The organism is uncultured Pluralibacter sp., assembly GCF_913775985.1.
Taxonomy (GTDB): domain Bacteria; phylum Pseudomonadota; class Gammaproteobacteria; order Enterobacterales; family Enterobacteriaceae; genus Pluralibacter.
In genome coordinates, this window is sequence record NZ_CAJYMB010000075.1 from 52,924 (window position 1) to 76,502 (window position 23,579).

The window sequence follows — 23,579 nt, forward strand, 5'->3', positions numbered from 1 at the left end:
ATAAACTGAGACAATGTTCCCTTGTTTATCCCCTTCAGGACGATGAAAAAGAAAAGACCTGTGCTTCAGGACGTTGCCGATCGCGTCGGCGTGACCAAAATGACGGTCAGCCGTTTTTTGCGTAACCCGGAGCAGGTCTCCCTGGCGCTGCGCGGTAAAATCGCCGCTGCTCTCGACGAGCTGGGCTATATTCCCAACCGCGCGCCGGACATTTTGTCCAACTCAACCAGCCGGGCTATCGGCGTGCTGCTGCCGTCCCTCACCAACCAGGTGTTTGCCGAAGTGCTGAAAGGCATCGAGAGCGTCACCGACGCGCACGGCTATCAGGCGATGCTGGCCCACTACGGCTATAAGCCGGAAATGGAAGAGGAGCGGCTGGAGTCGATGCTCTCCTGGAACATCGACGGATTGATTCTTTCCGAGCGTACTCACACCGCCCGCACCCGCAAAATGATTGAAGTGGCCGGTATTCCGGTGGTGGAGCTGATGGACAGCCAGTCGCCGTGCATTGATATCGCGGTCGGGTTTGATAACGTCGAAGCCGCCCGCCAGATGACCGCGGCGCTGATTGCCCGCGGGCACCGGCATATCGCTTATCTGGGAGCTCGCCTTGATGAACGTACGCTGATGAAGCAGCAGGGTTACGAGCAGGCGATGCGCGAAGCCTCGTTAACGACTTACAGCGTGATGGTTGAGCAGTCCTCGTCTTACTCGTCAGGCATTGAGCTGATGCGCCAGGCCCGGCGCGAGTATCCGCAGCTGGACGGTATATTCTGTACTAACGATGACCTTGCGGTGGGTGCCGCCTTTGAGTGCCAGCGTCTGGGGCTCAAAATTCCTCACGACATGGCGATTGCCGGTTTTCACGGCCACGATATTGGCCAGGCGATGGAGCCGCAGCTTGCCAGCGTATTGACCCCCCGCGAGCGGATGGGACGCATTGGTGCGGAGCGCCTGCTTGCCCGCATCCGCGGTGAAGTAGTTACGCCCAAAATGTTAGATTTGGGTTTCACTTTGTCACCGGGTGGATCAATTTAATCATCACAAATTTGAACTGGATCACACTACGCGGTTTAACGCACGGATGGTCATTGCTTATCTATTGGCCCGGGAAGACAATGTTACCGATAACATTTTACCCGTAACATTCCTGTTGATTTTGTGGAGGCCGCTTTGAGCACGACCAATCATGAGCACCATGTCTATGTCCTGATGGGCGTATCAGGTAGCGGTAAATCCGCTGTCGCCAGTGAGGTGGCCTACCGCCTGAACGCCGCATTCCTTGACGGCGATTTCCTTCATCCGCGCAGCAATATCGTCAAAATGTCCTCCGGCGAGCCGCTGAACGATGAAGACCGCAAGCCATGGCTGCAGGCGCTGAACGACGCCGCATTCGCGATGCAGCGCACCAACAAAGTTTCCCTGATCGTCTGTTCTGCCCTGAAAAAAAGCTATCGCGATATTCTGCGCGCCGGTAACCCGAATCTCTCTTTCATCTATATGAAAGGTGATTTCGAGGTGATCGAGTCTCGTCTTAAGGCGCGCAAAGGGCACTTCTTTAAAACCCAGATGTTGGTCACGCAGTTTGAAACGCTGCAGGAACCCAGCGCCGAAGAGCGCGATGTTTTAGTGGTTGATATTGACCAGCCGCTGGAAGGCGTTGTCTCCAGCACCATTGCGTTGATCGAAAAGGGCAATAAAGCGTGACTACATTAACCTTAGTTTTAACAGCGGTCGGCTCCGTGCTGCTCCTGCTGTTTCTGGTAATGAAGGCGCGCATGCACGCCTTCATCGCTCTAATGGTGGTTTCTATTGGCGCAGGGCTTTTCTCCGGCATGCCGCTGGAAAAAATCGCGGCAACGATGGAAAAAGGCATGGGCGGCACGCTGGGCTTTCTCGCCATCGTGGTGGCTCTCGGTGCAATGTTCGGCAAAATCCTGCATGAAACCGGCGCCGTCGACCAGATTGCCCTCAAGATGCTGAAGTCTTTTGGCCACAGCCGCGCCCACTACGCCATCGGTGTTGCGGGCCTGATTTGCGCGCTGCCGCTGTTCTTCGAGGTGGCGATCGTGCTGCTGATTAGCGTTGCTTTCTCAATGGCGCGCCACACCGGCACTAACCTGGTGAAGCTGGTGATCCCGCTGTTCGCGGGCGTTGCGGCGGCGGCGGCGTTTCTGCTGCCCGGGCCTGCGCCGATGCTGCTGGCCTCGCAGATGCACGCTGATTTCGGCTGGATGATCCTGATTGGTCTTTGTGCAGCTATCCCGGGCATGATCATCGCCGGTCCGCTTTGGGGCAGCTTTATCAGCCGCTACGTTGAGCTGAATATTCCGGCCGATACCGCAGAGCCGCATCTGGGCGAAGGCGCTAAACTGCCGTCTTTTGGCTTTAGCCTGTCGCTTATCATGCTGCCGTTGGTGCTGGTGGGGCTGAAAACTATCGCTTCCCACTTTGTGGCCCAGGGCTCAACCACCTACGAATGGTTTGAATTTATCGGCCATCCGTTTATCGCCATTCTCATTGCCTGCCTGGTGGCTATCTATGGCCTGGCCTATCGCCAGGGCATGGCAAAAGACCGCGTGATGGAAATCTGCGGCGCGGCGCTGCAGCCTGCAGGTATTATCCTGCTGGTGATCGGTGCCGGCGGCGTGTTCAAGCAGGTACTGGTGGATTCCGGCGTCGGCCACGCGCTGGGCGAGGCGCTGAACGGAATGGGTCTGCCTATCGCGCTGACCTGCTTCATCCTTGCTGCTGCCGTACGTATTATCCAGGGCTCTGCAACCGTTGCCTGCCTGACCGCGGTCGGTCTGGTGATGCCGGTTATTGAGCAGCTGAACTACAGCGGCGCGCAGATGGCCGCGCTCTCCATCTGTATCGCGGGCGGTTCTATCGTCGTGAGCCATGTGAACGACGCGGGCTTCTGGTTGTTCGGTAAATTTACCGGCGCCACCGAAGCACAGACCCTGAAAACCTGGACGATGATGGAAACCATCCTCGGCACCGCGGGTGCTGTCGTCGGGATGATCGCGTTTACCCTCCTGAGCTAATCTCTCCCGCCCTTTTCTGCGGAAAAGGGCGCTTTCCTTCCTGGCTATCCTTCTTTGTTCAAAGCATAAGCAGCGCTAATGCTTGTTTTTGCTGTAAATTAAAAAGTAAATAATACTTTTATATTAAAGAATCAGCATTGTGCATGAACTTCAATTAATTAATTATTGTTTTAAAATCAGAGTTTATTTATTTAATCCCCGATATCATTAGCGTAAATATAGAGTGGATCACCGATCTGCCTCCGGCAGTCGCTTCCCTCTCATATTAATATCGTAGAGCTACGAACTTATAAGGATATATAAATGAACAACAGAGTAAAAAGGATAGCACTTGTGCTCGCCGCACTTCCGTGCGCCGCGCTGGCTACGCCCACGGTCACCTTCCAGGGAGAAGTGACAGACCAAACCTGTAAAGTTGAAATTAACGGGCAGAGTAACTCCGTGGTCATGCTGCCGACGGTTTCAACGCAAGAATTCGGCAACCCGCTGACTAACGGGCAGACCGCCGGTGTTACGCCATTTACCGTTTCCGTGAAAGAGTGCACCGCCCCTGCGGCCGACTTGAATATCAAGACGGTATTTCTGGGCTACGACGTTGATAGCGCAACTGGCGTACTCGGCAATCGCGCAACACAAGACGAGGCTAAGGGATACGGTATTCAGCTGAGTCAGGCCGCCGACGGCAGCAATCCTGTCAAACTTAACGGGCCGACGCCGGTTGAAGGGCTGGTGCTCGCCAAAGATGCCACCGGTGCCAGCGTAGACTTCAGCGCGCAATATTATGTGCTCGATGCCGCAGCCGCGAAGGCGGGTAAAATTACCGCCGTTGCAGAATATACGTTGAGTTATTTTTAAACACCTTTACTGGCCGGGTGTAAATATCCGGCCAGTTATCAACATGTCATATTTAGATGAGGGCGAAGGATGCGCACTTGTTTTATTCTCGGAATTGCGTTTTCGCTTTTTATTAGCCAGAGCGTTTTCGCCAGCGTGGTGATGACCGGCACCCGCATTATTTATCCCGCCCAGGCGCGCGAGAAATCGGTACAGCTGCGAAACACCGACGCGCGTCCCTATCTGGTTCAAATCGAAGTTGAAAATGATAAGAGCAACGTGCTTACACAGGGCGATGATGCGTTTACCGCCGTACCGCAAATCTTCCGCATGGAGCCTAATGCCGGCCAGGCAGTTCGCCTGATGTATACCGGCCGCGCGCTGCCGCAGGATCGCGAATCGCTTTTCTATATGAGCTTTAGCCAACTTCCGGCGGTTAACGCCGCGGAGCAGAACAACAACCAGCTTATTCTGGCGATTACCAGCCGGGTTAAGATCTTTTACCGTCCGCAGGGGCTTACTGATACGCCGGAGAAAATGGCTCAAGGTATGATGTTCAGCCTGAACGGCTCGCGCATCACCGTAAACAATCCCTCCCCGCTATATGCCTCCGTGCGACGCGCCAGCGTATTTATCAACGGCCGCGAAATTGTGCTGGCTGACTCGGAAATGGTGGCCCCGAAATCCAGCGTGCAGTGGCGGCCCTCGGCGCCGATACGCTCCCTCAAAGGTGCCCGACTGCGCCTGATCGTGGTGAATGACTACGGGACCGACATTGTTAGCGAGCGGATCCTGTAATAGCAGTCCGGTGGATCGAAAAGATGAAGTATCTGGTGGGAACAGGTCTGGCGCTCGCTCTCCTTTACGGTGAGCGGGCTACCGCATCCGAAGATGTCGCCCAGGCGGATTCCCCGATAAGCGAGGAGTACATTTTCTCTCCCGAACTGTTTCGCGGTGGGCGCTTCAGCCAGACTACGCTGGCGCAGCTTACCCGCAAAGGCAGCGTAGCCGCCGGCAGCTACCGGCTGGATGTTTATGTTAACGGCCGTTTCGTTGACGCTTTTCCGGTAGAGTTCGTCGCCGGATCCGACGGTAAGACCACGCCCTGTTTTTTGCCCTCTTTCTTTCAGCAGGCCGGTATCGCGCTGGACGAGGCGATAGCCGAAAAGGCCGCCGCCCAGAAGCGCTGCCTGCGCTTTAAAGAGCAGGTTAAGGGCGGCGACGTGGATGTTAACCTGGCCCAGCTGCGGCTTAACGTCAGCGTCCCGCAAATTGCCCTGCGCCGCGCGCCGCGCGGCTACGTCAGCCCGGCGGAGCTGGATACGGGCAGCTCGATGGCTTTTGTTAACTATCTCGGCAACTATTACCACGTCTCCTACTCAGACGGTGCCAGCCGCAGCCAGGACTCGGCGTGGATCTCGCTCAACGGCGGAATTAACCTGGCGGACTGGCAGTTTCGCCAGCTTTCTAACATGACCTGGACCCGCGACGCGGGCTACCGCTGGAACGCGCTGCGCAGCTATGTGCAAAAGCCGCTACCGGCGCTGCGCAGCCAGATGACCGCCGGAGAGCTGATAACTTCCGGGCGCTTCTTCTCCGGCCTGAACTACAAAGGCGTTTCGCTGGCGACGGACGACCGGATGCTGCCGGACTCCATGCGCGGCTACGCCCCGACGATTGCCGGTATCGCGGTCACCAATGCCAAAGTGTCGGTACGCCAGAACGGACAGGAGATCTATCAGACAACGGTGGCCCCGGGCGCGTTTGAGATAAACGATCTCTATCCCACCAGCTACAGCGGCGATTTGCAGGTAGAAGTTACCGAGGCCGACGGCACGGTGCGCTCGTTCAGCGTTCCTTTTTCTGCCGTGCCGGAATCCATGCGTCCGGGCATTTCGCGCTTCAATCTTGAAACCGGTAAAACTCGCGACAGCGGCGATGAATCCTGGTTTGGCGATCTCAGCTGGCAGCGCGGGCTCAGCAACGCGCTGACGTTCAACAGCGGCCTGCGGCTGGCGGATGCCTACCGGGCGGCGATGTTGGGCGGCGTGTACGGCAGTTCTTTCGGCGCGCTGGGCATGGACATGACCTGGTCGCACGCCGGGCTGGCCGACGGTGAGACAACCCAGGGCTGGATGACGCACCTGGCCTGGAGCAAAACCTTTCAGCAAACCATGACCACGGTATCGCTGGCGGGCTACCGCTATTCGACCCGCGGCTACCGCGATCTCAGCGACGTGCTGGGCGCGCGGCGGATGGCAAAATCCGCAGGGGAATGGCGGTCTGACACCTCTTCACAGCGCTCGCGCTTTGATATCTCCCTGAGCCAGAGCCTGCAGGATGTGGGAAACCTGTTTGTCACCGGCTCGGTACAGGAGTACCGCGACGGCCGAAGCCGCGACACCCAGCTGCAGCTCGGCTACAGCATGACGCTGCCTTACGGTATCGGCATGAACCTGAGCCTTGGCCGCCAGCGCTCGGGCAGCTACGGCAGCCGCGGCGCCATGCAGACCATGAGCTCCCTGTCATTCAGCATTCCGCTGGGGGGAGAGACGGCGCGCAGGCCGACGCTCAGCACCTCCTGGACGCGCGCCAGCGGCGGCGGTAGCCAGCTGCAAAGCTCTCTGTCCGGCATTCTCGACGAGCAGCAAACCGCCAGCTACGGCATTAACGTCAGCCACGATCGGCAGCATCGCCAGACGGTGTACAGCGGCAATCTGCAAAAGCGGATGCAGAATACGTCCCTGGGCTTTAACGCTTCCCGCGGCCAGGGCTACTGGCAGGCCTCCGGCAACGCGCAGGGCGCGGCGGCGCTGCACGCGGGGGGCGTTACTTTTGGGCAGTACCTCAGCGATACCTTCGCGCTGGTTGAAGCCAAAGGTGCCGAGGGCGCCCGCGTTTTTAACGCCGGGCAGGTGACCATTAACGACAGCGGCTATGCGCTGGTGCCGTCCATAACGCCCTATCGCTACAACCGCATTACCCTCGACCCGCAGAATATGTCCGGCAGCGCCGAGCTTGTCGACAGCGAGAAGCGCGTTGCGCCGGTGGCAGGCGCCGCCAGTAAAGTGGTATTCCGCACCCGTAGCGGCACCGCGCTGCTCATCAAAACCCGACTTGCGGACGGTTCGCCGGTGCCGCTCGGCGCCGACGTGCTTGATGAGGCGGGCAGGACGGTGGGCATGGCCGGGCAGGGCGGGCAGATTTATCTGCGCAGCGAAAAAGCGCGGGGCCGCTTCACCGTGCGCTGGGGAGAAACTGCCCGCGAGCGCTGCGCGCTGCCGTTCGATCTTACTGGTACCGATCTGCGCCAGCCGATGATTCGCCTGAGCGCAACATGCGTACCTGAAAAGGAGTTAAGTCAACAATGAAACACTGTGCAGTAGGTTCGGTAATGCGCTGGCTGTGGCTGGCGCTGCTGCTGGTTGCCGCGCCGGGATGGAGCGTTTGCAAGAAGACCCTTGCTGGTCAGACGGAAAATGAACGCGCAGCAATTATTCCCTTTGGCAAGATAAACCTTACCGATGCGCATCTTGTCCCCGTCGGATCGCTGCTGGCAAGCGTGGTCGTGCCGCCAACGAACTACACCTATGGCGGGGCAACGGGCGCGACGGTACTCTGGGAGTGCGATGAGGCCGATCTGAGCAGCATCTATTTTCTGGTGGCGACTAATGGGGACGACAGGGTTGGTGGATTTTATGAGCTTGGTACAGTGGACGGTCTGTCGGATGTTTACGCCACCTGGTTTGCCTACGTGGGGCTGCGGCAGACGATGGCCAGCGTTGTAATAAACCGCTACTGGCAGAAGGTCCCCATTACGTCGTGGGCGAAAACGGATAAGGGAAAAATTCAGATCCGCCTGCAGGACATTCCACCGCTGCACGCCGAGCTGTTCCGCATCAGTACGCTGCCTGGAACATCGGCCAAATCGCAGTATTGCGGTAATAACAATACCGATGGATCAGGTATTCGCTTCGCTAAACCCGGTGGAGCAAACTATTCCTGTACTCAGCCCAATAGCTATATCCAGCTCTCCAGCGACAGCAATATTATTGTTCCTTTTGGCCACGATCTGCCGGGGGAAGACAGCGCGTCAAAGTTCGATTTTTGGTTGGCGGACAACGGCTTCGGCTACGGCATGCGCACCGGCAGCTCGCTCTACAACAACCCGACCTGCGTAGCCCGCAGCGCCGATCCGCTGGTGGTGCTGCCAACAATGTCGGTCGCGGATCTGGCTGCGGGCATGACCAGCAGCGCCTCTTTCTCGGTGCGGGTAGAGTGTAGCGATTCTGCCAGCTCCGGCGTCGCGGATACTCAGACGGCGATGGGGTTTCAGGTGTCCGAAGGCGCCTTTGCCGCCGCGCAAACCCTGGGGCTGGTGAACGGCAGCGGCGGCGTCAGCGCGCTGGTCTCGGACAACTACTTCGCTGACGGCGTGGCGAAGGGTGTCGGCATTACCCTTGCCCACAGCAGCGCGCCGGCAGCGCCGCTGATTTTTCTCGGCCAGCCGGCGGCAAGCGGCGGCGGCGAGTCTGCCGGATGGTATCCGGTGATGCAGGGAGCCACCAAAGCAGGCAGCACCGTTGACGGCTATAGCTATTACACCTACTCGCTCATCGCTACCCTGCGCAGGCTTAACAACATGGAGATCAAAGCCGGTAGAGTACACGCGACCGCCTACGTGCTGGTGAAGATGCAATGATAAAACGTATGCTTTGTGGGCTGCTGCTGGCGCTGGCCGCGCTGCCTTCGCAGGCGGGGATTCTGGCTGCAGGAACCCGGCTCATTTACCCTGCCGAAAGCCGGGAGAAAACGCTGATGCTGGCGAATACCAACGCCTGGCCGGTGATTGTCCAGAGCTGGATTGACGATGGCGCGGGGGATCCGCAGGCGGCGAGCGCGCCGTTTGTGGTGCTGCCCGCCGTGTTTCGCCTGGCGCCCGGCGAGCGGCAGGCGATCCGCATTATCTACAATCGCGATCCGCTCCCGCAGGATCGGGAATCGGCGTTCTGGATCAACCTGTATGAAATTCCCCCCGCCACGCGGGAGAAAGCCGCCAGGCCCTACGTGACGCTGGCGATGAATACCCAGCTCAAGCTGTTCTGGCGCCCGGCAGGTCTGAGCGCCGCGCCGGAGGACGCTGCAGAGAAGCTGATTTTCCGCCTGGTCAACGGCAGCGACGGCTGGGCGATCGAGTGCGAGAACCCGACGCCGCTGAATATCTCCTTTACCTCGCTGACGCTTGCGGGCGGCGGCGCGGGGCAAAAGGCGGCACCGCAGGTAGACATGATGATCCGCCCGTTCAGCACCCGGCGCTATCCGCTTATTGAGCCAGCTATGAAGCCCGGCGGCACGCAGGTTCGCGTTCGCTATCTGGGCGATAACGGTGCGGCAATGGAGCGCACGGCGGTACTGCAATAAGCGCGCGGGAGATTTTGCAGAGCTTTTACAGATCGCCTTTTCCCGGGATAATGTGCGCCATCCACCCGCTGCGCTGCGGACATCAACGCCCCACAATTAGCCGCGTTACTGATTAATCCTTCATCATTGATTATTTTCACTTGCGACTTTGGCTGCATTTTGTAATGTGAACGATGTCCCGTTTCTCCGGATGGGAAACACGGCAGCACAACAGCACACACCTCTGCAGGAAAACACGTTATGAAAAATGTTGGTTTTATCGGCTGGCGCGGTATGGTCGGTTCTGTACTGATGCAGCGCATGGTCGAAGAGCGCGATTTTGACGCCATTCGCCCGGTTTTTTTCTCCACCTCCCAGCTTGGGCAGGACGCGCCCGCGTTTGGCGGCCACAGCGGCGGCAAGCTTCAGGACGCTTTCGATCTTGAGGCGCTGAAGGCGCTCGATATTATCGTCACCTGCCAGGGCGGCGATTACACCAACGATATCTACCCGAAGCTGCGCGCGAGCGGCTGGCAGGGCTACTGGATTGATGCTGCCTCTTCCCTGCGCATGAAGGACGACGCGATTATTATTCTCGACCCGGTCAACCAGGACGTAATTACCCGTGGCCTGGAGAGCGGGGTGAAAACCTTTGTCGGCGGCAACTGCACCGTCAGCCTGATGCTGATGTCGCTGGGCGGCCTGTTTGCCAACGATCTGGTGGAGTGGGTGTCCGTTGCCACTTACCAGGCGGCCTCCGGCGGCGGCGCGCGCCACATGCGCGAGCTGCTCAACCAGATGGGCCAGCTGCATAATTACGTCGCCGACGAGCTGGCAAATCCGGCTTCTGCCATTCTGGATATCGAACGCAAGGTTACCCAGCTTTCCCGCAGCGGCGATCTGCCGGTGGACAACTTCGGCGTGCCGCTGGCCGGCAGCCTGATCCCGTGGATTGACAAGCAGCTCGACAATGGGCAGAGCCGCGAAGAGTGGAAAGGACAGGCGGAAACCAACAAAATTCTCGGCGCACAAAGCATTATTCCTGTTGACGGTCTCTGCGTGCGCGTCGGCGCGCTGCGCTGCCACAGCCAGGCCTTTACGCTGAAGCTGAAAAAAGATGTCTCCGTGGCCTCCGTCGAAGAGATGCTTGCCGCGCACAATCCGTGGGCCAAAGTGGTGCCTAACGATCGCGAGATCACTATGCGCGAGCTGACCCCTGCGGCAGTGACCGGCACGCTGACCACGCCGGTTGGCCGTCTGCGCAAGCTGAATATGGGGCCGGAGTATCTCTCGGCCTTCACCGTTGGCGACCAGCTGCTGTGGGGCGCGGCCGAGCCGCTGCGACGCATGTTGCAACAACTTTCCTGAATTTGAATTATGAAAAGGGGGTGATTCGTCACCCCCTTTTTTGTGCCTGTAAGTTATACCTGGGGCAGCTATTAATGACACAGATCCCAATTTTTATCGGGACACTGGAAGAGCTTGACTATGCTTAGGAGAGACGTTTTCCCAAAGCGTGGGATGTCGCACAGGATAAGCATCGCGTGCTGCGCTATTAAGTCATAAAAAGCCGCTAAGTGAACAGGAAATAGCGGCACTTACAACAGGATGAAAAGCATGTCAGATCGTGTGGACAGAGACGTAATTAACGCGCTGATTGCGGGCCATTTTGCAGATCCTTTTTCCGTACTGGGCATGCACCGTACGGATGCCGGACTGGAGGTTCGCGCGCTGCTGCCTGACGCTACCGAGGTCTGGGTTATTGAACCAAAAACCGGACGCAAGGTGGGCAAGCTTGAGTGCCTCGACTCGCGCGGTTTCTTCAGCGGCACGATGCCGCGACGCAAAAATCCCTTCCGCTATCAGCTGGCCGTGGTCTGGCACGGGCAGCAGAATCTGATTGACGATCCCTACCGCTTTGGCCCGGTGCTGCAGGAGATGGACGCGTGGCTGCTCTCGGAAGGAACGCACTTGCGCCCCTACGAGCGGCTGGGCGCCCACAGCGATACGGTTGATGGCGTTACCGGAACCCGCTTTTGCGTCTGGGCACCGAATGCCCGCCGGGTGTCGGTTGTCGGGCAGTTTAACTACTGGGACGGCCGCCGCCATCCTATGCGCCTGCGGGCGGAATCGGGGATCTGGGAGCTGTTTGTCCCGGGAGCGCACAACGGCCAGCTGTATAAATTTGAGTTAATCGACGCCCACGGCGATCTGCGGATCAAGTCAGATCCTTATGCCTTTGAAGCCCAGATGCGTCCGGAAACGGCATCCATGATCTGTGGCCTGCCGCCGAAAATTGAACAGCCCGAGTCCCGCAAGCGGGCCAACGACTTTGACGCGCCGATTGCTATCTACGAGGTTCACCTCGGATCGTGGCGGCGCCATACCGACGATAATTTCTGGCTCAGCTACCGCGAACTGGCGGATCAGCTGGTGCCTTACGCGAAGTGGATGGGCTTTACCCATCTGGAACTGCTGCCGATAAACGAGCACCCGTTTGACGGCAGCTGGGGCTATCAGCCTACCGGACTGTACGCGCCGACGCGCCGTTTCGGCACCCGGGACGACTTCCGCTACTTCATTGATGCCGCCCACGCTGCCGGACTGAATGTGATCCTCGACTGGGTACCGGGACACTTTCCCTCCGATGATTTCAGTCTGGCGAAGTTTGACGGTACGGAGCTGTACGAGCACAGCGATCCGCGCGAAGGCTATCATCAGGACTGGAATACGCTTATCTACAACTATGGCCGGCGCGAAGTGCAAAACTATCTGGTGGGCAACGCGCTCTACTGGATCGAACGCTTCGGCATCGACGCCCTGCGGGTAGATGCCGTGGCGTCGATGATTTTCCGCGACTACAGCCGCAAAGCGGGCGAATGGATCCCCAACCAGCACGGCGGGCGGGAAAATCTCGAGGCTATTGAATTTCTGCGCAACACCAACCGCATTCTCGGCGAGCAGGTGCCGGGCGCGGTGAGCATGGCGGAAGAGTCCACCGATTTTGCCGGCGTTACCCGGCCGCAGGAGACCGGCGGGCTGGGCTTCTGGTACAAGTGGAACCTCGGCTGGATGCACGACACGCTGGACTATATGCAGCTCGATCCGCTCTATCGCCAGTACCATCACGACAAGCTGACGTTCGGGATGCTCTATAACTACACCGAAAACTTCGTCCTGCCGCTCTCCCACGATGAAGTGGTTCACGGTAAAAAATCGCTGCTGGACCGCATGCCGGGCGACGCCTGGCAGCGTTTTGCCAACCTGCGCGCCTACTACGGCTGGCTGTACGCCTTCCCGGGCAAAAAGCTGCTGTTTATGGGTAACGAGTTTGCCCAGGGCCGGGAGTGGAATCACGACGTGAGCCTCGACTGGCATCTGCTGGAGGGCGCCGACAACTGGCACCACGGTGTGCAGCGGCTGGTGCGTGACCTGAACCTGACTTATCGCCACCATAAAGCGCTGCATGAACTGGATTTCGATCCCTACGGTTTTGAGTGGCTGGTGGTGGACGACCATGCGCGTTCGGTATTTGCTTTCGTGCGTCGCGACCGCGAAGGTAATGAAATTATCGTCGTCAGCAACTTTACCCCGGTGCCGCGCCACGGCTACCGCTTCGGCGTGAATCAGCCCGGCCGCTGGCGCGAAGTGCTGAATACCGACTCGATGCACTATCACGGCAGCAATGCCGGGAACGGCGGCGAGGTGCGCAGCGATGAGATTGAAAGCCACGGCCGTCCGTGCTCGCTGTCGATAACCCTGCCGCCGCTGGCAACCGTCTGGCTGGTGAGGGAGGGAGAATGAGCGCCCTGATGACAGGTCAACCCTCGCCACCCGGCGCCACGCCGGACGGCAAGGGCGTCAATTTCACGCTCTATTCGGTTCACGCCGAGCGGGTTGAACTTTGCGTGTTTGACGCCCAAGGCAACGAGCGCCGACAGGATTTACCCGCCCGCACCGGCGACGTGTGGCACGGCTATCTGCCGGGCGCGCGGCCGGGACTGCGCTACGGTTTTCGCGTTCACGGTCCCTGGGAACCGCAGCAGGGGCACCGCTTCAATCCCGCCAAGCTACTGCTGGACCCCTGCGCCTATCGCGTAGAGGGCGATCCGCAGGATTCGCCGCTGCTGCACGGCGGCGTGGACGCGCCGGACAGCAGCGACAGCGCATCCGTTGCGCCGCGTTCGGTGGTGGTGGATTTAAGCTACGACTGGCAGGACGACGCGCCGCCGCGCACGCCCTGGGGTGAGACGGTGATTTACGAGGCTCACGTCAAAGGACTGACGGTGCTGCATCCGGGGATCCCGCAGGATCGGGCCGGTACCTATCGCGGCCTGGCCCATCCGCTGACCATTTCGTATCTGAAAAAGCTCGGTATTACCGCGCTGGAGCTGCTGCCGGTGGCGCACTTCGCCAGCGAGCCGCGCCTGCTGCGCCTGGGGCTGACCAACTACTGGGGCTACAACCCGCTGGCGATGTTTGCCGTCGATCCGCGCTACGCCAGCGCCCCCGAACATGCGCTGAACGAGTTTCGCGATGCGGTGAAGGCGCTGCATAAAGCGGGCATTGAAGTGATCCTCGATATCGTGCTGAACCACAGCGCGGAGATCGATCTCGATGGGCCGACCTTCTCCCTGCGCGGAATTGATAACCGCAGCTATTATTGGATTAAGGACGGCGGCGATTACTACAACTGGACCGGCTGCGGCAACACGCTCAACCTCAGTACCCCCGGCGTGGTGGAGTACGCGCTGCAGTGCCTGCGCTTCTGGGTGCAGGAGTGCCACGTTGACGGTTTCCGTTTCGATCTGGCCACGGTGATGGGCCGCACGCCCGATTTTCGCCAGGATGCGCCGCTGTTTGAGGCCATTAAAAACGATCCGCTGCTCTCGGCGGTGAAGCTGATTGCCGAGCCCTGGGACATCGGCGAAGGCGGCTATCAGGTGGGCAATTTCCCGGCGCCGTTTGCCGAGTGGAACGATCGCTTTCGCGACGACGCGCGCCGCTTCTGGCTGCAGCAGCACGGATCGCTGGGCCAGTTTGCTAATCGTTTCGCAGGTTCCAGCGACCTGTTTCAGCGCAGCGGGCGGCCGCCGTCGGCTTCCGTTAATCTGGTTACTGCCCACGACGGTTTTACGCTGCGCGACTGCGTGTGCTTTAACCAGAAACACAACGAGGCCAACGGCGAAGAGAACCGCGACGGAACGAATAATAACTACAGCTGTAACCACGGCATAGAGGGGTTAGAGGCACCGCTTGATGTGATCGAGCGGCGCCGGGCGAGCGTCCACGCGCTGCTGGTGACGCTGCTGCTGTCGCAGGGCACGCCGATGCTGCTGGCCGGCGACGAGTTTGGCCACAGCCAGCATGGCAACAACAACGCCTATTGCCAGGACAACGCCTTAACCTGGTTTGACTGGGAGAAGGCCAGCACCGGGCTGGCAGCGTTTACCGCCAGCCTGATAAATCTGCGCCGGCAGATCCCCGCCCTGACCCGCGATCGCTGGTGGCAGGAGGGCGACGGCAGCGTCATCTGGCTCAATCAGGATGCCCGGGCGCTCGGCGCGGACGAGTGGCAGGGCGGTATGGCGCGGATGCAGATCCTGCTCTCCGATCGCTGGTTGATTACGTTAAATGCTTCACAGGAAGTTGCAACTTTTACCCTACCGCCAGAGGAGTGGCGTGCCATTCCTCCTTTCGCCGGAGAGGATAATCCGGTTATCCAGACAAGCTGGCACGGGCCCGCGCACGGGGTGTGCGTATTCGAAAAGGTCATAAGGAGTTAATCATGGTTAGGCTTGAAAAGAACGATCCCTTGATGCTGGCGCGCCAGCTGCCGATTAAATCCGTAGCCTTGATTCTCGCAGGAGGACGCGGAACACGCCTGAAAGATTTGACCGTTACACGCGCGAAGCCCGCCGTGCATTTTGGCGGCAAGTTCCGCATTATTGATTTTGCGTTATCCAACTGCATTAACTCTGGCATTCGCCGCATTGGCGTGATCACCCAGTACCAGTCCCACACGCTGGTGCAGCATATCCAGCGCGGCTGGTCCTTTTTCAGCGAAGAGATGAACGAGTTTGTAGATCTGCTGCCCGCCCAGCAGCGCGTCACCGGCGAGAGCTGGTATCGCGGTACAGCAGATGCGGTAACCCAGAACCTCGACGTTATTCGCCGCTACAAAGCCGAATATATCGTGATCCTCGCCGGGGACCATATCTACAAGCAGGATTACTCGCGGATGCTTATCGACCACGTCGAAAAGGGCGCGCGCTGCACGGTGGCCTGCCTGCCGGTGCCGGTAGCGGAGGCGACAGCGTTCGGCGTGATGGACGTTGATACCGAAGACAAAATTATCGACTTCGTCGAGAAGCCCGCCAGCCCGCCCACCATGCCCGGCGACGATACCAGGTCCCTCGCCAGCATGGGCATCTATATTTTTGACGCCTACTACCTGTATGACCTGCTGGAAGAAGACGATCGCGATGAAAGCTCCAGCCACGATTTTGGCAAAGACATTATTCCGCGCATCGTCAAGGCCGGGATGGCCTACGCCCACCCGTTCCCGCTCTCCTGCGTGCAGTCCGATCCGCAGTCCGAGCCTTACTGGCGCGATGTCGGCACGCTCGAAGCCTACTGGAAAGCCAACCTTGATTTAGCCTCGGTCACGCCGGAGCTGGACATGTACGATCAGAACTGGCCCATCCGCACCCACATGGAGTCGCTGCCACCGGCAAAATTTGTGCAGGATCGCTCCGGCAGCCACGGGATGACCCTCAATTCGCTGGTTTCCGGCGGCTGTATTATCTCCGGATCGGTAGTGGTGCAATCCGTGCTGTTTCCCCGGGTACGCGTCAATTCGTTTTGTAACATCGATTCGGCGGTGCTATTACCAGATGTCTGGGTCGGACGTTCTTGTCGTCTGCGCCGCTGTGTTATTGACCGCGCCTGCGTCATTCCGGAAGGGCTGGTCATCGGGGAGAATGCGGAAGAGGACGCTCGCCGTTTCTACCGCTCTGAGGAAGGTATTGTGCTGGTGACGCGCGACATGCTGCGCAAGCTGCAGGGCTGACAGGAGCAATAATGCAGGTCTTACACGTATGTTCGGAGATGTTCCCTTTATTAAAGACCGGCGGCCTTGCCGACGTTATCGGCGCGCTGCCGGCTGCCCAGATTGCCGACGGTGTGGACACCCGCGTGCTGCTGCCGTGCTTCCCGGATATCCGCCGCGGTATTCCTGATGCGCAGGTGGTGACCCGCCGCGATACTTTCGCCGGGCCCATCACGCTGCTGTACGGGCGCTATAACGGCGTTGGCATCTATCTGATTGATGCGCCGCATCTTTACGATCGCCCCGGCAGTCCCTATCACGACACGAACCAGTTCGCGTACACCGATAACGTGCTGCGCTTTGCGCTGCTGGGCTGGACCGGCTGCGAGATGGCCTGCGGGCTGGATCCGTTCTGGCGTCCCGAAATCGTCCACGCCCACGACTGGCATGCCGGGCTGGTTCCGGCCTACCTTGAGGCGCGCGGGCGGCCGGCGAAGTCGGTATTTACCGTCCACAACCTTGCCTATCAGGGCATGTTCTATGCGCACCACATGAATGAGATCGGCCTGCCGTGGTCGTTCTACAACATGCACGGGCTCGAGTTTAACGGCCAGATCTCGTTTCTGAAAGCGGGGCTCTATTATTCGGACCACATTACCGCGGTGAGCCCGACCTACGCCCGTGAAATCACCGAGCCGCAGTACGCCTACGGCATGGAAGGGTTGCTGCGCCAGCGGCAGCGGGAAGGGCGGCTGTCCGGGATCCTCAACGGCGTTGATGACAAAATCTGGAGCCCGCAGCACGATCTGTTGCTGAGCGCCCGCTATGACCGGGATACTCTGGAAGAGAAAGCGGAAAATAAGCGCCAGCTGCAAATTGCGATGGGATTGAAAGTGAACGACAAAGTCCCGCTGTTTGCGGTCGTCAGTCGCCTGACCAGCCAGAAAGGCCTGGATCTGGTGCTGGAGGCGCTGCCGGGCCTGCTGGAGCAGGGCGGACAGCTCGCGCTGCTGGGGGCCGGCGATCCGGTATTGCAGGAGGGATTTCTGGCCGCGGCGGCGGAACATCCCGGCCAGGTTGGGGTGCAGATCGGCTACCACGAAGCCTTTTCTCACCGCATTATGGGCGGCGCGGACGTTATTCTGGTCCCGAGCCGCTTTGAACCCTGCGGTTTAACCCAGCTTTACGGCCTCAAATACGGCACGCTGCCGCTGGTGCGCCGCACCGGCGGACTGGCCGATACGGTGTCGGACAGCTCGCTGGAAAACCTCGCCGACGGCGTCGCCAGCGGATTTGTGTTTGAAGACAGTAATGCCTGGTCGCTGCTGAGGGCGATAAGGCGTGCTTTTGTACTGTGGTCTCGCCCGTCGCTCTGGCGCTATGTACAGCGCCAGGCGATGAATATGGATTTTAGCTGGCAAGTCGCCGCACAGGCTTACCGTGAACTTTATCAACGATTGATGTAATCACAGGGCCCTTTCTATGAACGCACCATTTACTTACTCATCGCCGACGCTGAGCGTTGAGGCACTGAAACATTCGATAGCCTATAAGCTGATGTTCACCCTCGGGCGGGATCCGTCGATTGCCAATAAACACGAGTGGCTTAACGCCACGCTGTTTGCGGTACGCGATCGGCTGGTGGAGCGCTGGCTGCGCTCTAACCGCGCGCAGCTCTCCCAGGACGTGCGCCAGGTTTACTACCTGTCGATGGAGTTTCTGATTGGCCGCACGCTCTCCAACGCGCTGCTGTCGCTGGGCATTTATGATGACGTGAAGAATGCCCTCGACGGCATGGGGCTCGATCTTGAAGATCTGATTGATGAAGAGAACGATCCGGGACTCGGCAACGGCGGGCTGGGGCGGCTGGCGGCCTGCTTCCTCGACTCGCTGGCGACGCTGGGCCTGCCCGGGCGCGGATACGGTATCCGCTACGACTACGGCATGTTTAAACAGAACATCGTGGACGGCCGGCAGAAAGAGTCTCCCGACTACTGGCTGGAGTACGGTAATCCGTGGGAGTTTGAGCGGCACAACACCCGCTACAAAGTGCGCTTCGGCGGCCGCCTCCAGCAGGAAGGTAAGAAAAGCCGCTGGGTCGAGACCGAAGAGATTATTGCCGAAGCCTACGACCAGATTATCCCCGGTTTTGATACTGACGCTACCAACACGCTGCGCCTGTGGAGCGCCCAGGCCAGCAGCGAGATCAACCTCGGTAAATTCAACCAGGGCGACTACTTTGCGGCGGTGGAAGATAAAAACCACTCCGAAAACGTTTCCCGGGTGCTCTATCCCGATGACTCTACCGCCTCCGGGCGCGAGCTGCGCCTGCGCCAGGAGTATTTCCTTGTCTCGGCGACGGTGCAGGATATTCTTCGCCGCCACTATCTGCTGCACAAGACTTACAGCAATCTGGCAGAAAAAATTGCGATTCACCTCAACGACACCCATCCGGTACTGTCGATTCCCGAGCTGATGCGGGTGCTTATCGACGATCACAAATTTAGCTGGGATGACGCTTTTGAAGTCACCTGCCAGGTCTTCTCCTACACCAACCACACGCTGATGAGCGAGGCGCTGGAAACCTGGCCGGTGGACATGCTCGGCAAGATCCTGCCGCGGCACCTGCAGATTATTTTTGAAATTAACGATTACTTCCTGAAGACCCTTAAAGATCAGTATCCGGACGATACCGGACTGCTGAGCCGGACCTCAATTATCGACGAGTCCAACGGACGCCGGGTGCGCATGGCGTGGCTGGCGGTGGTTGCCAGCCACAAGGTGAACGGCGTTTCCGAGCTGCACTCGAATCTTATGGTGCAGTCGCTGTTTGCCGACTTCGCCAAAATATTCCCGATGCGTTTTACTAACGTGACCAACGGGGTAACCCCGCGCCGCTGGCTGGCGCTGGCAAACCCGCCGCTCTCCGAAGTGCTGGACGAAAACATCGGCCTTACGTGGCGCACCGATTTAAGCCAGCTGGCGGAACTCAAGCAGCATATTGATTATCCGGCGGTGAATCAGGCGGTGCAGCAGGCGAAGCTGGCGAACAAAAAGCGTCTTGCGGTCTATATTGCCGAAAACCTGAACGTGGTGGTCAATCCGAAAGCGATGTTCGACGTGCAGATCAAGCGTATTCACGAGTACAAGCGCCAGCTGATGAACGTCCTGCACGTGATAACCCGCTATAACCGGATTAAAGAGAATCCGGATGCCGACTGGGTACCGCGGGTGAATATTTTCGCCGGCAAGGCGGCGTCGGCCTATTACATGGCGAAACACATTATCCACTTGATTAACGATGTCGCGAAGGTGGTCAACAACGATCCGCAGATCGGCGACCGGCTGAAAGTGGTGTTTATCCCTAACTACAGCGTGAGCCTGGCGCAGACCATTATTCCGGCAGCGGATCTCTCCGAGCAGATCTCGCTGGCGGGCACCGAGGCTTCCGGTACCAGCAACATGAAGTTTGCCCTCAACGGCGCGCTAACCATCGGCACGCTGGACGGGGCCAATGTCGAAATGCTCGATCACGTTGGCGAGGAGAATATCTTTATCTTCGGCAACACGGCGGATGAAGTGGAAGCGCTGCGGGCGAAAGGCTATAAGCCGCGGGAGTATTACGATAAGGACGAGGAGCTCAATCAGGTTCTTACCCAGATTGGCAGCGGCCTGTTCAGCCCCGACGAGCCGGGACGCTATCGCGATCTGGTGGATTCCCTGATTAACTTTGGCGATCACTATCAGGTGCTGGCGGATTATCGCAGCTACGTGGACTGCCAGGAGAAAATGGACGAGCTGTACCGCAACCCGGAAGAGTGGACCAGCAAGGCGATGTATAATATTGCCAACATGGGCTACTTTTCGTCAGACCGCACCATTGAAGAGTACGCCAAAAAAATCTGGCATATCGATCCGGTCAAGCTGTAAAAAAACAGGCCGGGCATTTGCCCGGCCTGTTGCTATTAACCTTTCTGCTCGCGGGCAATCGCCCGATAGCCGATGTCTTTTCGGCTAAACGCGCCTTCCCAGTGGATATCCTTCATTAACGCATGCGCGTTCCGCTGCGCTTCAGCAACGGTGTTGCCCAGCGCGGTCACGCACAGAACGCGACCGCCGCTGGTGAGCACCCGATCATCTTCGGACAGCACGGTGCCGGCCTGGAATACCTTGCCGCCGTCGATGCTTTCCAGCGGCAGGCCGTGGATCTCATCGCCGCTGCGGTAGCTGCCCGGATAGCCGCCGGCGGCCATTACGATCCCCAGCGAAGCGCGCGGATCCCAGCGGGAGGTTTTCTCATCCAGCTTGCCTTCGCAGGCGGCGAGGCACAGATCCACCAGATCCGACTGCATGCGCAGCAGGATCGGCTGGGTTTCCGGATCGCCAAAGCGGCAGTTGAACTCGATCACTTTCGGATTGCCCTGCTTGTCGATCATCAGCCCCGCGTAGAGAAAGCCGGTGTAGATATTGCCTTCCGCCGCCATGCCGCGCACGGTTGGCCAGATGATACGGTCCATGGTGCGCTGGTGTACCTCGTCGGTCACTACCGGTGCCGGAGAGTAAGCGCCCATGCCGCCGGTGTTCGGACCGGTGTCGCCGTCGCCGACGCGCTTGTGATCCTGGCTGGTGGCCATCGGCAGCACGTGCTCGCCGTCAACCATCACGATGAAGCTGGCTTCTTCGCCGTCGAGGAACTCTTCGATAACGATGCGATGGCCCGCGTCACCAAAGGCGTTGCCCGCCAGCATGTCTTTCACCGCGGCTTCCGCTTCGTCCAGCGTCATCGCCACGATCACGCCTTTACCGGCAGCCAGACCGTCGGCTTTAATCACAATTGGCGCGCCTTTCTCGCGCAGGTAGGCCAGCGCCGGTTCGATCTCGGTAAAGTTCTGATACTCCGCTGTCGGAATAGTGTGGCGGGCGAGGAAGTCTTTGGTAAAGGCTTTCGACCCCTCAAGCTGGGCGGCGCCCCTGGTCGGACCGAAAATGGTCAGGCCCGCCTCGCGGAAAGCATCAACAATGCCGATCACCAGCGGTGCTTCCGGGCCAACAATAGTCAGGTCAATTTTTTCGTTTTGCGCGAAGTCGAGCAGGGCGGGAATATCGGTTACGCCGATGTTCACGTTCTGCAGGGTCGGCTCCAGCGCGGTGCCCGCGTTGCCCGGTGCGACAAATACGGTTTCAACCAGCGGCGACTGCGCCGCTTTCCAGGCCAGAGCGTGCTCGCGGCCGCCGTTGCCAATCACTAATACTTTCATGGTCTGCTCCTGAATCAGTGGCGGAAGTGGCGCATGTCGGTGAAGATCATCGCCAGGCCGTGCTCGTCGGCGGCGGCAATCACCTCTTCATCGCGGATAGAGCCGCCGGGCTGGATAACGCAGGTTACGCCCGCATCAGCAGCCGCGTCGATACCGTCGCGGAACGGGAAGAAGGCATCGGACGCCATCGCGGAGCCGCTGACCTGCAGACCTTCATCTGCCGCTTTGATACCGGCAATTTTTGCCGAGTAGACACGGCTCATCTGGCCGGCGCCTATCCCGATAGTCATGTTCTCTTTGGCGTAGACAATGGCGTTGGACTTAACGAACTTGGCAACTTTCCAGCAGAACAGCGCGTCACGCAGTTCCTCTTCGCTCGGCTGACGCTTAGTTACTACGCGCAGGTCGGCTTCTGTCACCATCCCCAGATCGCGGTCCTGAACCAGCAGGCCGCCGTTGACGCGTTTGAAATCAAGGGCCGGTACGCGCTCTGCCCACTGGCCGCAGACCAGCACGCGCACGTTTTGCTTCGCGGCGGTCACTGCCAGCGCTTCTTCAGTGGCGGAAGGGGCGATGATCACTTCCACGAACTGGCGGGAGACGATAGCCCGGGCCGTATCGGCATCCAGCTCGCGGTTGAAAGCGATAATGCCGCCGAACGCCGAGGTCGGGTCGGTTTTATAGGCGCGATCGTAGGCATCAATAATCGTGGTGCTTACCGCCACGCCGCACGGGTTCGCGTGCTTAACGATAACGCAGGCGGGTTCGCTGAACTCTTTAACGCACTCCAGCGCCGCGTCAGTATCAGCAATGTTGTTATAGGAGAGCGCTTTGCCCTGCAGCTGGCGGGCGGTGGCTACCGAAGCTTCTTTTATCTCTTCTTCTATATAGAAGGCAGCCTGCTGGTGGCTGTTTTCGCCGTAGCGCATATCCTGCTTCTTAATGAAGTTCAGGTTGAGGGTGCGCGGGAAGCGGCCAGCGGGCTCGGTGCTCTCGCCGTGGTAGGCCGGCACCAGGCTGCCGAAGTAGTTGGCAATCATGCTGTCGTAGGCGGCGGTGTGTTCGAAAGCTTTAATGGCCAGGTCGAAGCGGGTGGCCAGGGTTAATGAACCGTCGTTCGCGTCCATCTCATTAATAATGGCGCTGTAGTCGCTGCTCTTTACTACGATGGCTACGTCTTTATGGTTTTTGGCCGCGGAGCGAACCATCGTCGGGCCGCCAATATCAATGTTCTCTACGGCATCTTCCAGCGAGCAGCCTTCCCGGGCAACGGTCTGGGCGAAGGGGTAAAGGTTAACAACCACCATATCTATCGGGGCGATGTCGTGCTGCTGCATTATGTCGTCGTCCTGGCCGCGGCGGCCGAGGATCCCGCCGTGCACTTTCGGGTGCAGGGTCTTAACGCGTCCATCCATCATTTCCGGGAAGCCGGTGTAATCGGACACTTCGGTGACCGGTAAACCTTTTTCCGCTAACAGGCGAGCGGTACCGCCGGTTGACAGCAGCTCCACGCCGCGTGCGGAAAGTGCCTGAGCGAACTCAACGATACCGGCTTTGTCAGAAACACTGAGCAGAGCGCGGCGGACTGGACGACGTTGTTGCATGGTAAATCCCCTGGATTTCACGATTACAGTGAGCGTTAGATGAATTTTCCGCAAAAAACTCATCTAACACGCCTGGCGGGGCGTCCTTATTTAGCGCGAGCATTTTAACGAAAACGTTTGCGCAACGCTCGCGAATTTTTCACTTTTTCCTGGTCTTGTGGATAAGTCTGTGCGTAAAAGGGTATAAGGCGGGGTTTTGCTGGGGAATGCAGCAGTCAGTGATTTTTCTGCAAATTTTCTATTGCGGCCCGCAGAGAACTCCCTATAATGCGCCTCCATCGACACGGAACAACGGCTTACAGGCCGCCGGGTTGAAAGAGAAAACTTCTGAAAAATGGGGTTGACTCTGAAAGAGGAAAGCGTAATATACGCCACCTCGCGACAG

General features: G+C 58.8%; 17 protein-coding genes. 14 read left to right on the forward strand and 3 right to left on the reverse strand.

Annotated elements, in window-relative coordinates; genetic code table 11:
* Positions 1-42: 42 nt before the first annotated feature.
* The 14 genes from gntR to glgP all read left to right on the forward strand — a co-directional run bounded on the left by gntR (position 43) and on the right by glgP (position 20,262).
* Positions 43-1,038: a gluconate operon transcriptional repressor GntR gene (gntR, locus tag QZ766_RS08115; RefSeq protein WP_297199962.1), complete on the forward strand. Its 996-nt coding sequence runs from the start codon at positions 43-45 to the stop codon at positions 1,036-1,038.
* Between the two features lie 135 nt (positions 1,039-1,173).
* Entirely contained in the window at positions 1,174-1,707 is a 534-nt protein-coding gene (gntK, locus tag QZ766_RS08120; protein WP_297199965.1) for a gluconokinase, read from the forward strand.
* The gene (gntU, locus tag QZ766_RS08125; protein ID WP_297199969.1) at positions 1,704-3,047 is read left to right on the forward strand and encodes a gluconate transporter; all 1,344 of its coding nucleotides are present in this window, start codon (positions 1,704-1,706) and stop codon (positions 3,045-3,047) included. Before gntK ends, gntU begins: the two co-directional genes overlap by 4 nt.
* A gap of 303 nt (positions 3,048-3,350) precedes the next feature.
* On the forward strand, positions 3,351-3,902 hold the full coding sequence (locus QZ766_RS08130; protein ID WP_297199972.1) for a fimbrial protein: 552 nt from the start codon (positions 3,351-3,353) through the stop codon (positions 3,900-3,902).
* A gap of 69 nt (positions 3,903-3,971) precedes the next feature.
* Positions 3,972-4,679, forward strand: a complete 708-nt coding sequence (locus QZ766_RS08135; protein WP_297199975.1) for a molecular chaperone — start codon at positions 3,972-3,974, stop codon at positions 4,677-4,679.
* A gap of 23 nt (positions 4,680-4,702) precedes the next feature.
* Positions 4,703-7,252 carry a fimbria/pilus outer membrane usher protein gene (locus QZ766_RS08140; protein ID WP_297199978.1) on the forward strand — a complete coding sequence of 850 codons (2,550 nt, stop codon included), beginning with the start codon at positions 4,703-4,705 and terminating at the stop codon, positions 7,250-7,252.
* Positions 7,249-8,583, forward strand: coding sequence for a fimbrial protein (locus tag QZ766_RS08145; protein ID WP_297199981.1), 1,335 nt, complete (start codon positions 7,249-7,251; stop codon positions 8,581-8,583). The genes QZ766_RS08140 and QZ766_RS08145 overlap by 4 nt, the downstream gene beginning before the upstream one ends.
* Entirely contained in the window at positions 8,580-9,302 is a 723-nt protein-coding gene (locus QZ766_RS08150; protein WP_297199983.1) for a molecular chaperone, read from the forward strand. The genes QZ766_RS08145 and QZ766_RS08150 overlap by 4 nt, the downstream gene beginning before the upstream one ends.
* 240 nt (positions 9,303-9,542) lie before the next feature.
* On the forward strand, positions 9,543-10,649 hold the full coding sequence (gene asd / locus QZ766_RS08155) for an aspartate-semialdehyde dehydrogenase (protein WP_297199986.1): 1,107 nt from the start codon (positions 9,543-9,545) through the stop codon (positions 10,647-10,649).
* 249 nt (positions 10,650-10,898) lie between these two features.
* A complete protein-coding gene (glgB, locus tag QZ766_RS08160) occupies positions 10,899-13,085 on the forward strand; it encodes a 1,4-alpha-glucan branching enzyme (RefSeq protein ID WP_297199989.1) in 2,187 nt (728 codons plus the stop codon).
* Positions 13,082-15,067 carry a glycogen debranching protein GlgX gene (glgX, locus tag QZ766_RS08165; protein WP_297199991.1) on the forward strand — a complete coding sequence of 662 codons (1,986 nt, stop codon included), beginning with the start codon at positions 13,082-13,084 and terminating at the stop codon, positions 15,065-15,067. The genes glgB and glgX overlap by 4 nt, the downstream gene beginning before the upstream one ends.
* A 2-nt stretch (positions 15,068-15,069) precedes the next feature.
* Positions 15,070-16,353: a glucose-1-phosphate adenylyltransferase gene (gene glgC / locus QZ766_RS08170; protein ID WP_297199994.1), complete on the forward strand. Its 1,284-nt coding sequence runs from the start codon at positions 15,070-15,072 to the stop codon at positions 16,351-16,353.
* Positions 16,354-16,364: 11 nt separating this feature from the next.
* Entirely contained in the window at positions 16,365-17,798 is a 1,434-nt protein-coding gene (gene glgA, locus QZ766_RS08175) for a glycogen synthase GlgA (protein ID WP_297199997.1), read from the forward strand.
* A gap of 16 nt (positions 17,799-17,814) precedes the next feature.
* Positions 17,815-20,262, forward strand: coding sequence for a glycogen phosphorylase (gene glgP / locus QZ766_RS08180; RefSeq protein WP_297200000.1), 2,448 nt, complete (start codon positions 17,815-17,817; stop codon positions 20,260-20,262).
* Positions 20,263-20,297: 35 nt separating this feature from the next.
* On the opposite strand, the gene purD is transcribed toward glgP, so the two are convergent.
* The 3 genes from purD to QZ766_RS08195 form a co-directional block, all read right to left on the reverse strand.
* Positions 20,298-21,590: a phosphoribosylamine--glycine ligase gene (gene purD, locus QZ766_RS08185; RefSeq protein ID WP_297200002.1), complete on the reverse strand. Its 1,293-nt coding sequence runs from the start codon at positions 21,588-21,590 to the stop codon at positions 20,298-20,300.
* 14 nt (positions 21,591-21,604) lie between these two features.
* On the reverse strand, positions 21,605-23,194 hold the full coding sequence (purH, locus tag QZ766_RS08190; RefSeq protein WP_297200005.1) for a bifunctional phosphoribosylaminoimidazolecarboxamide formyltransferase/IMP cyclohydrolase: 1,590 nt from the start codon (positions 23,192-23,194) through the stop codon (positions 21,605-21,607).
* Between the two features lie 90 nt (positions 23,195-23,284).
* Positions 23,285-23,579, reverse strand: a 295-nt coding sequence (locus tag QZ766_RS08195; protein WP_297200008.1) for a hypothetical protein, incomplete at its 5' end; no start/stop codon positions are given.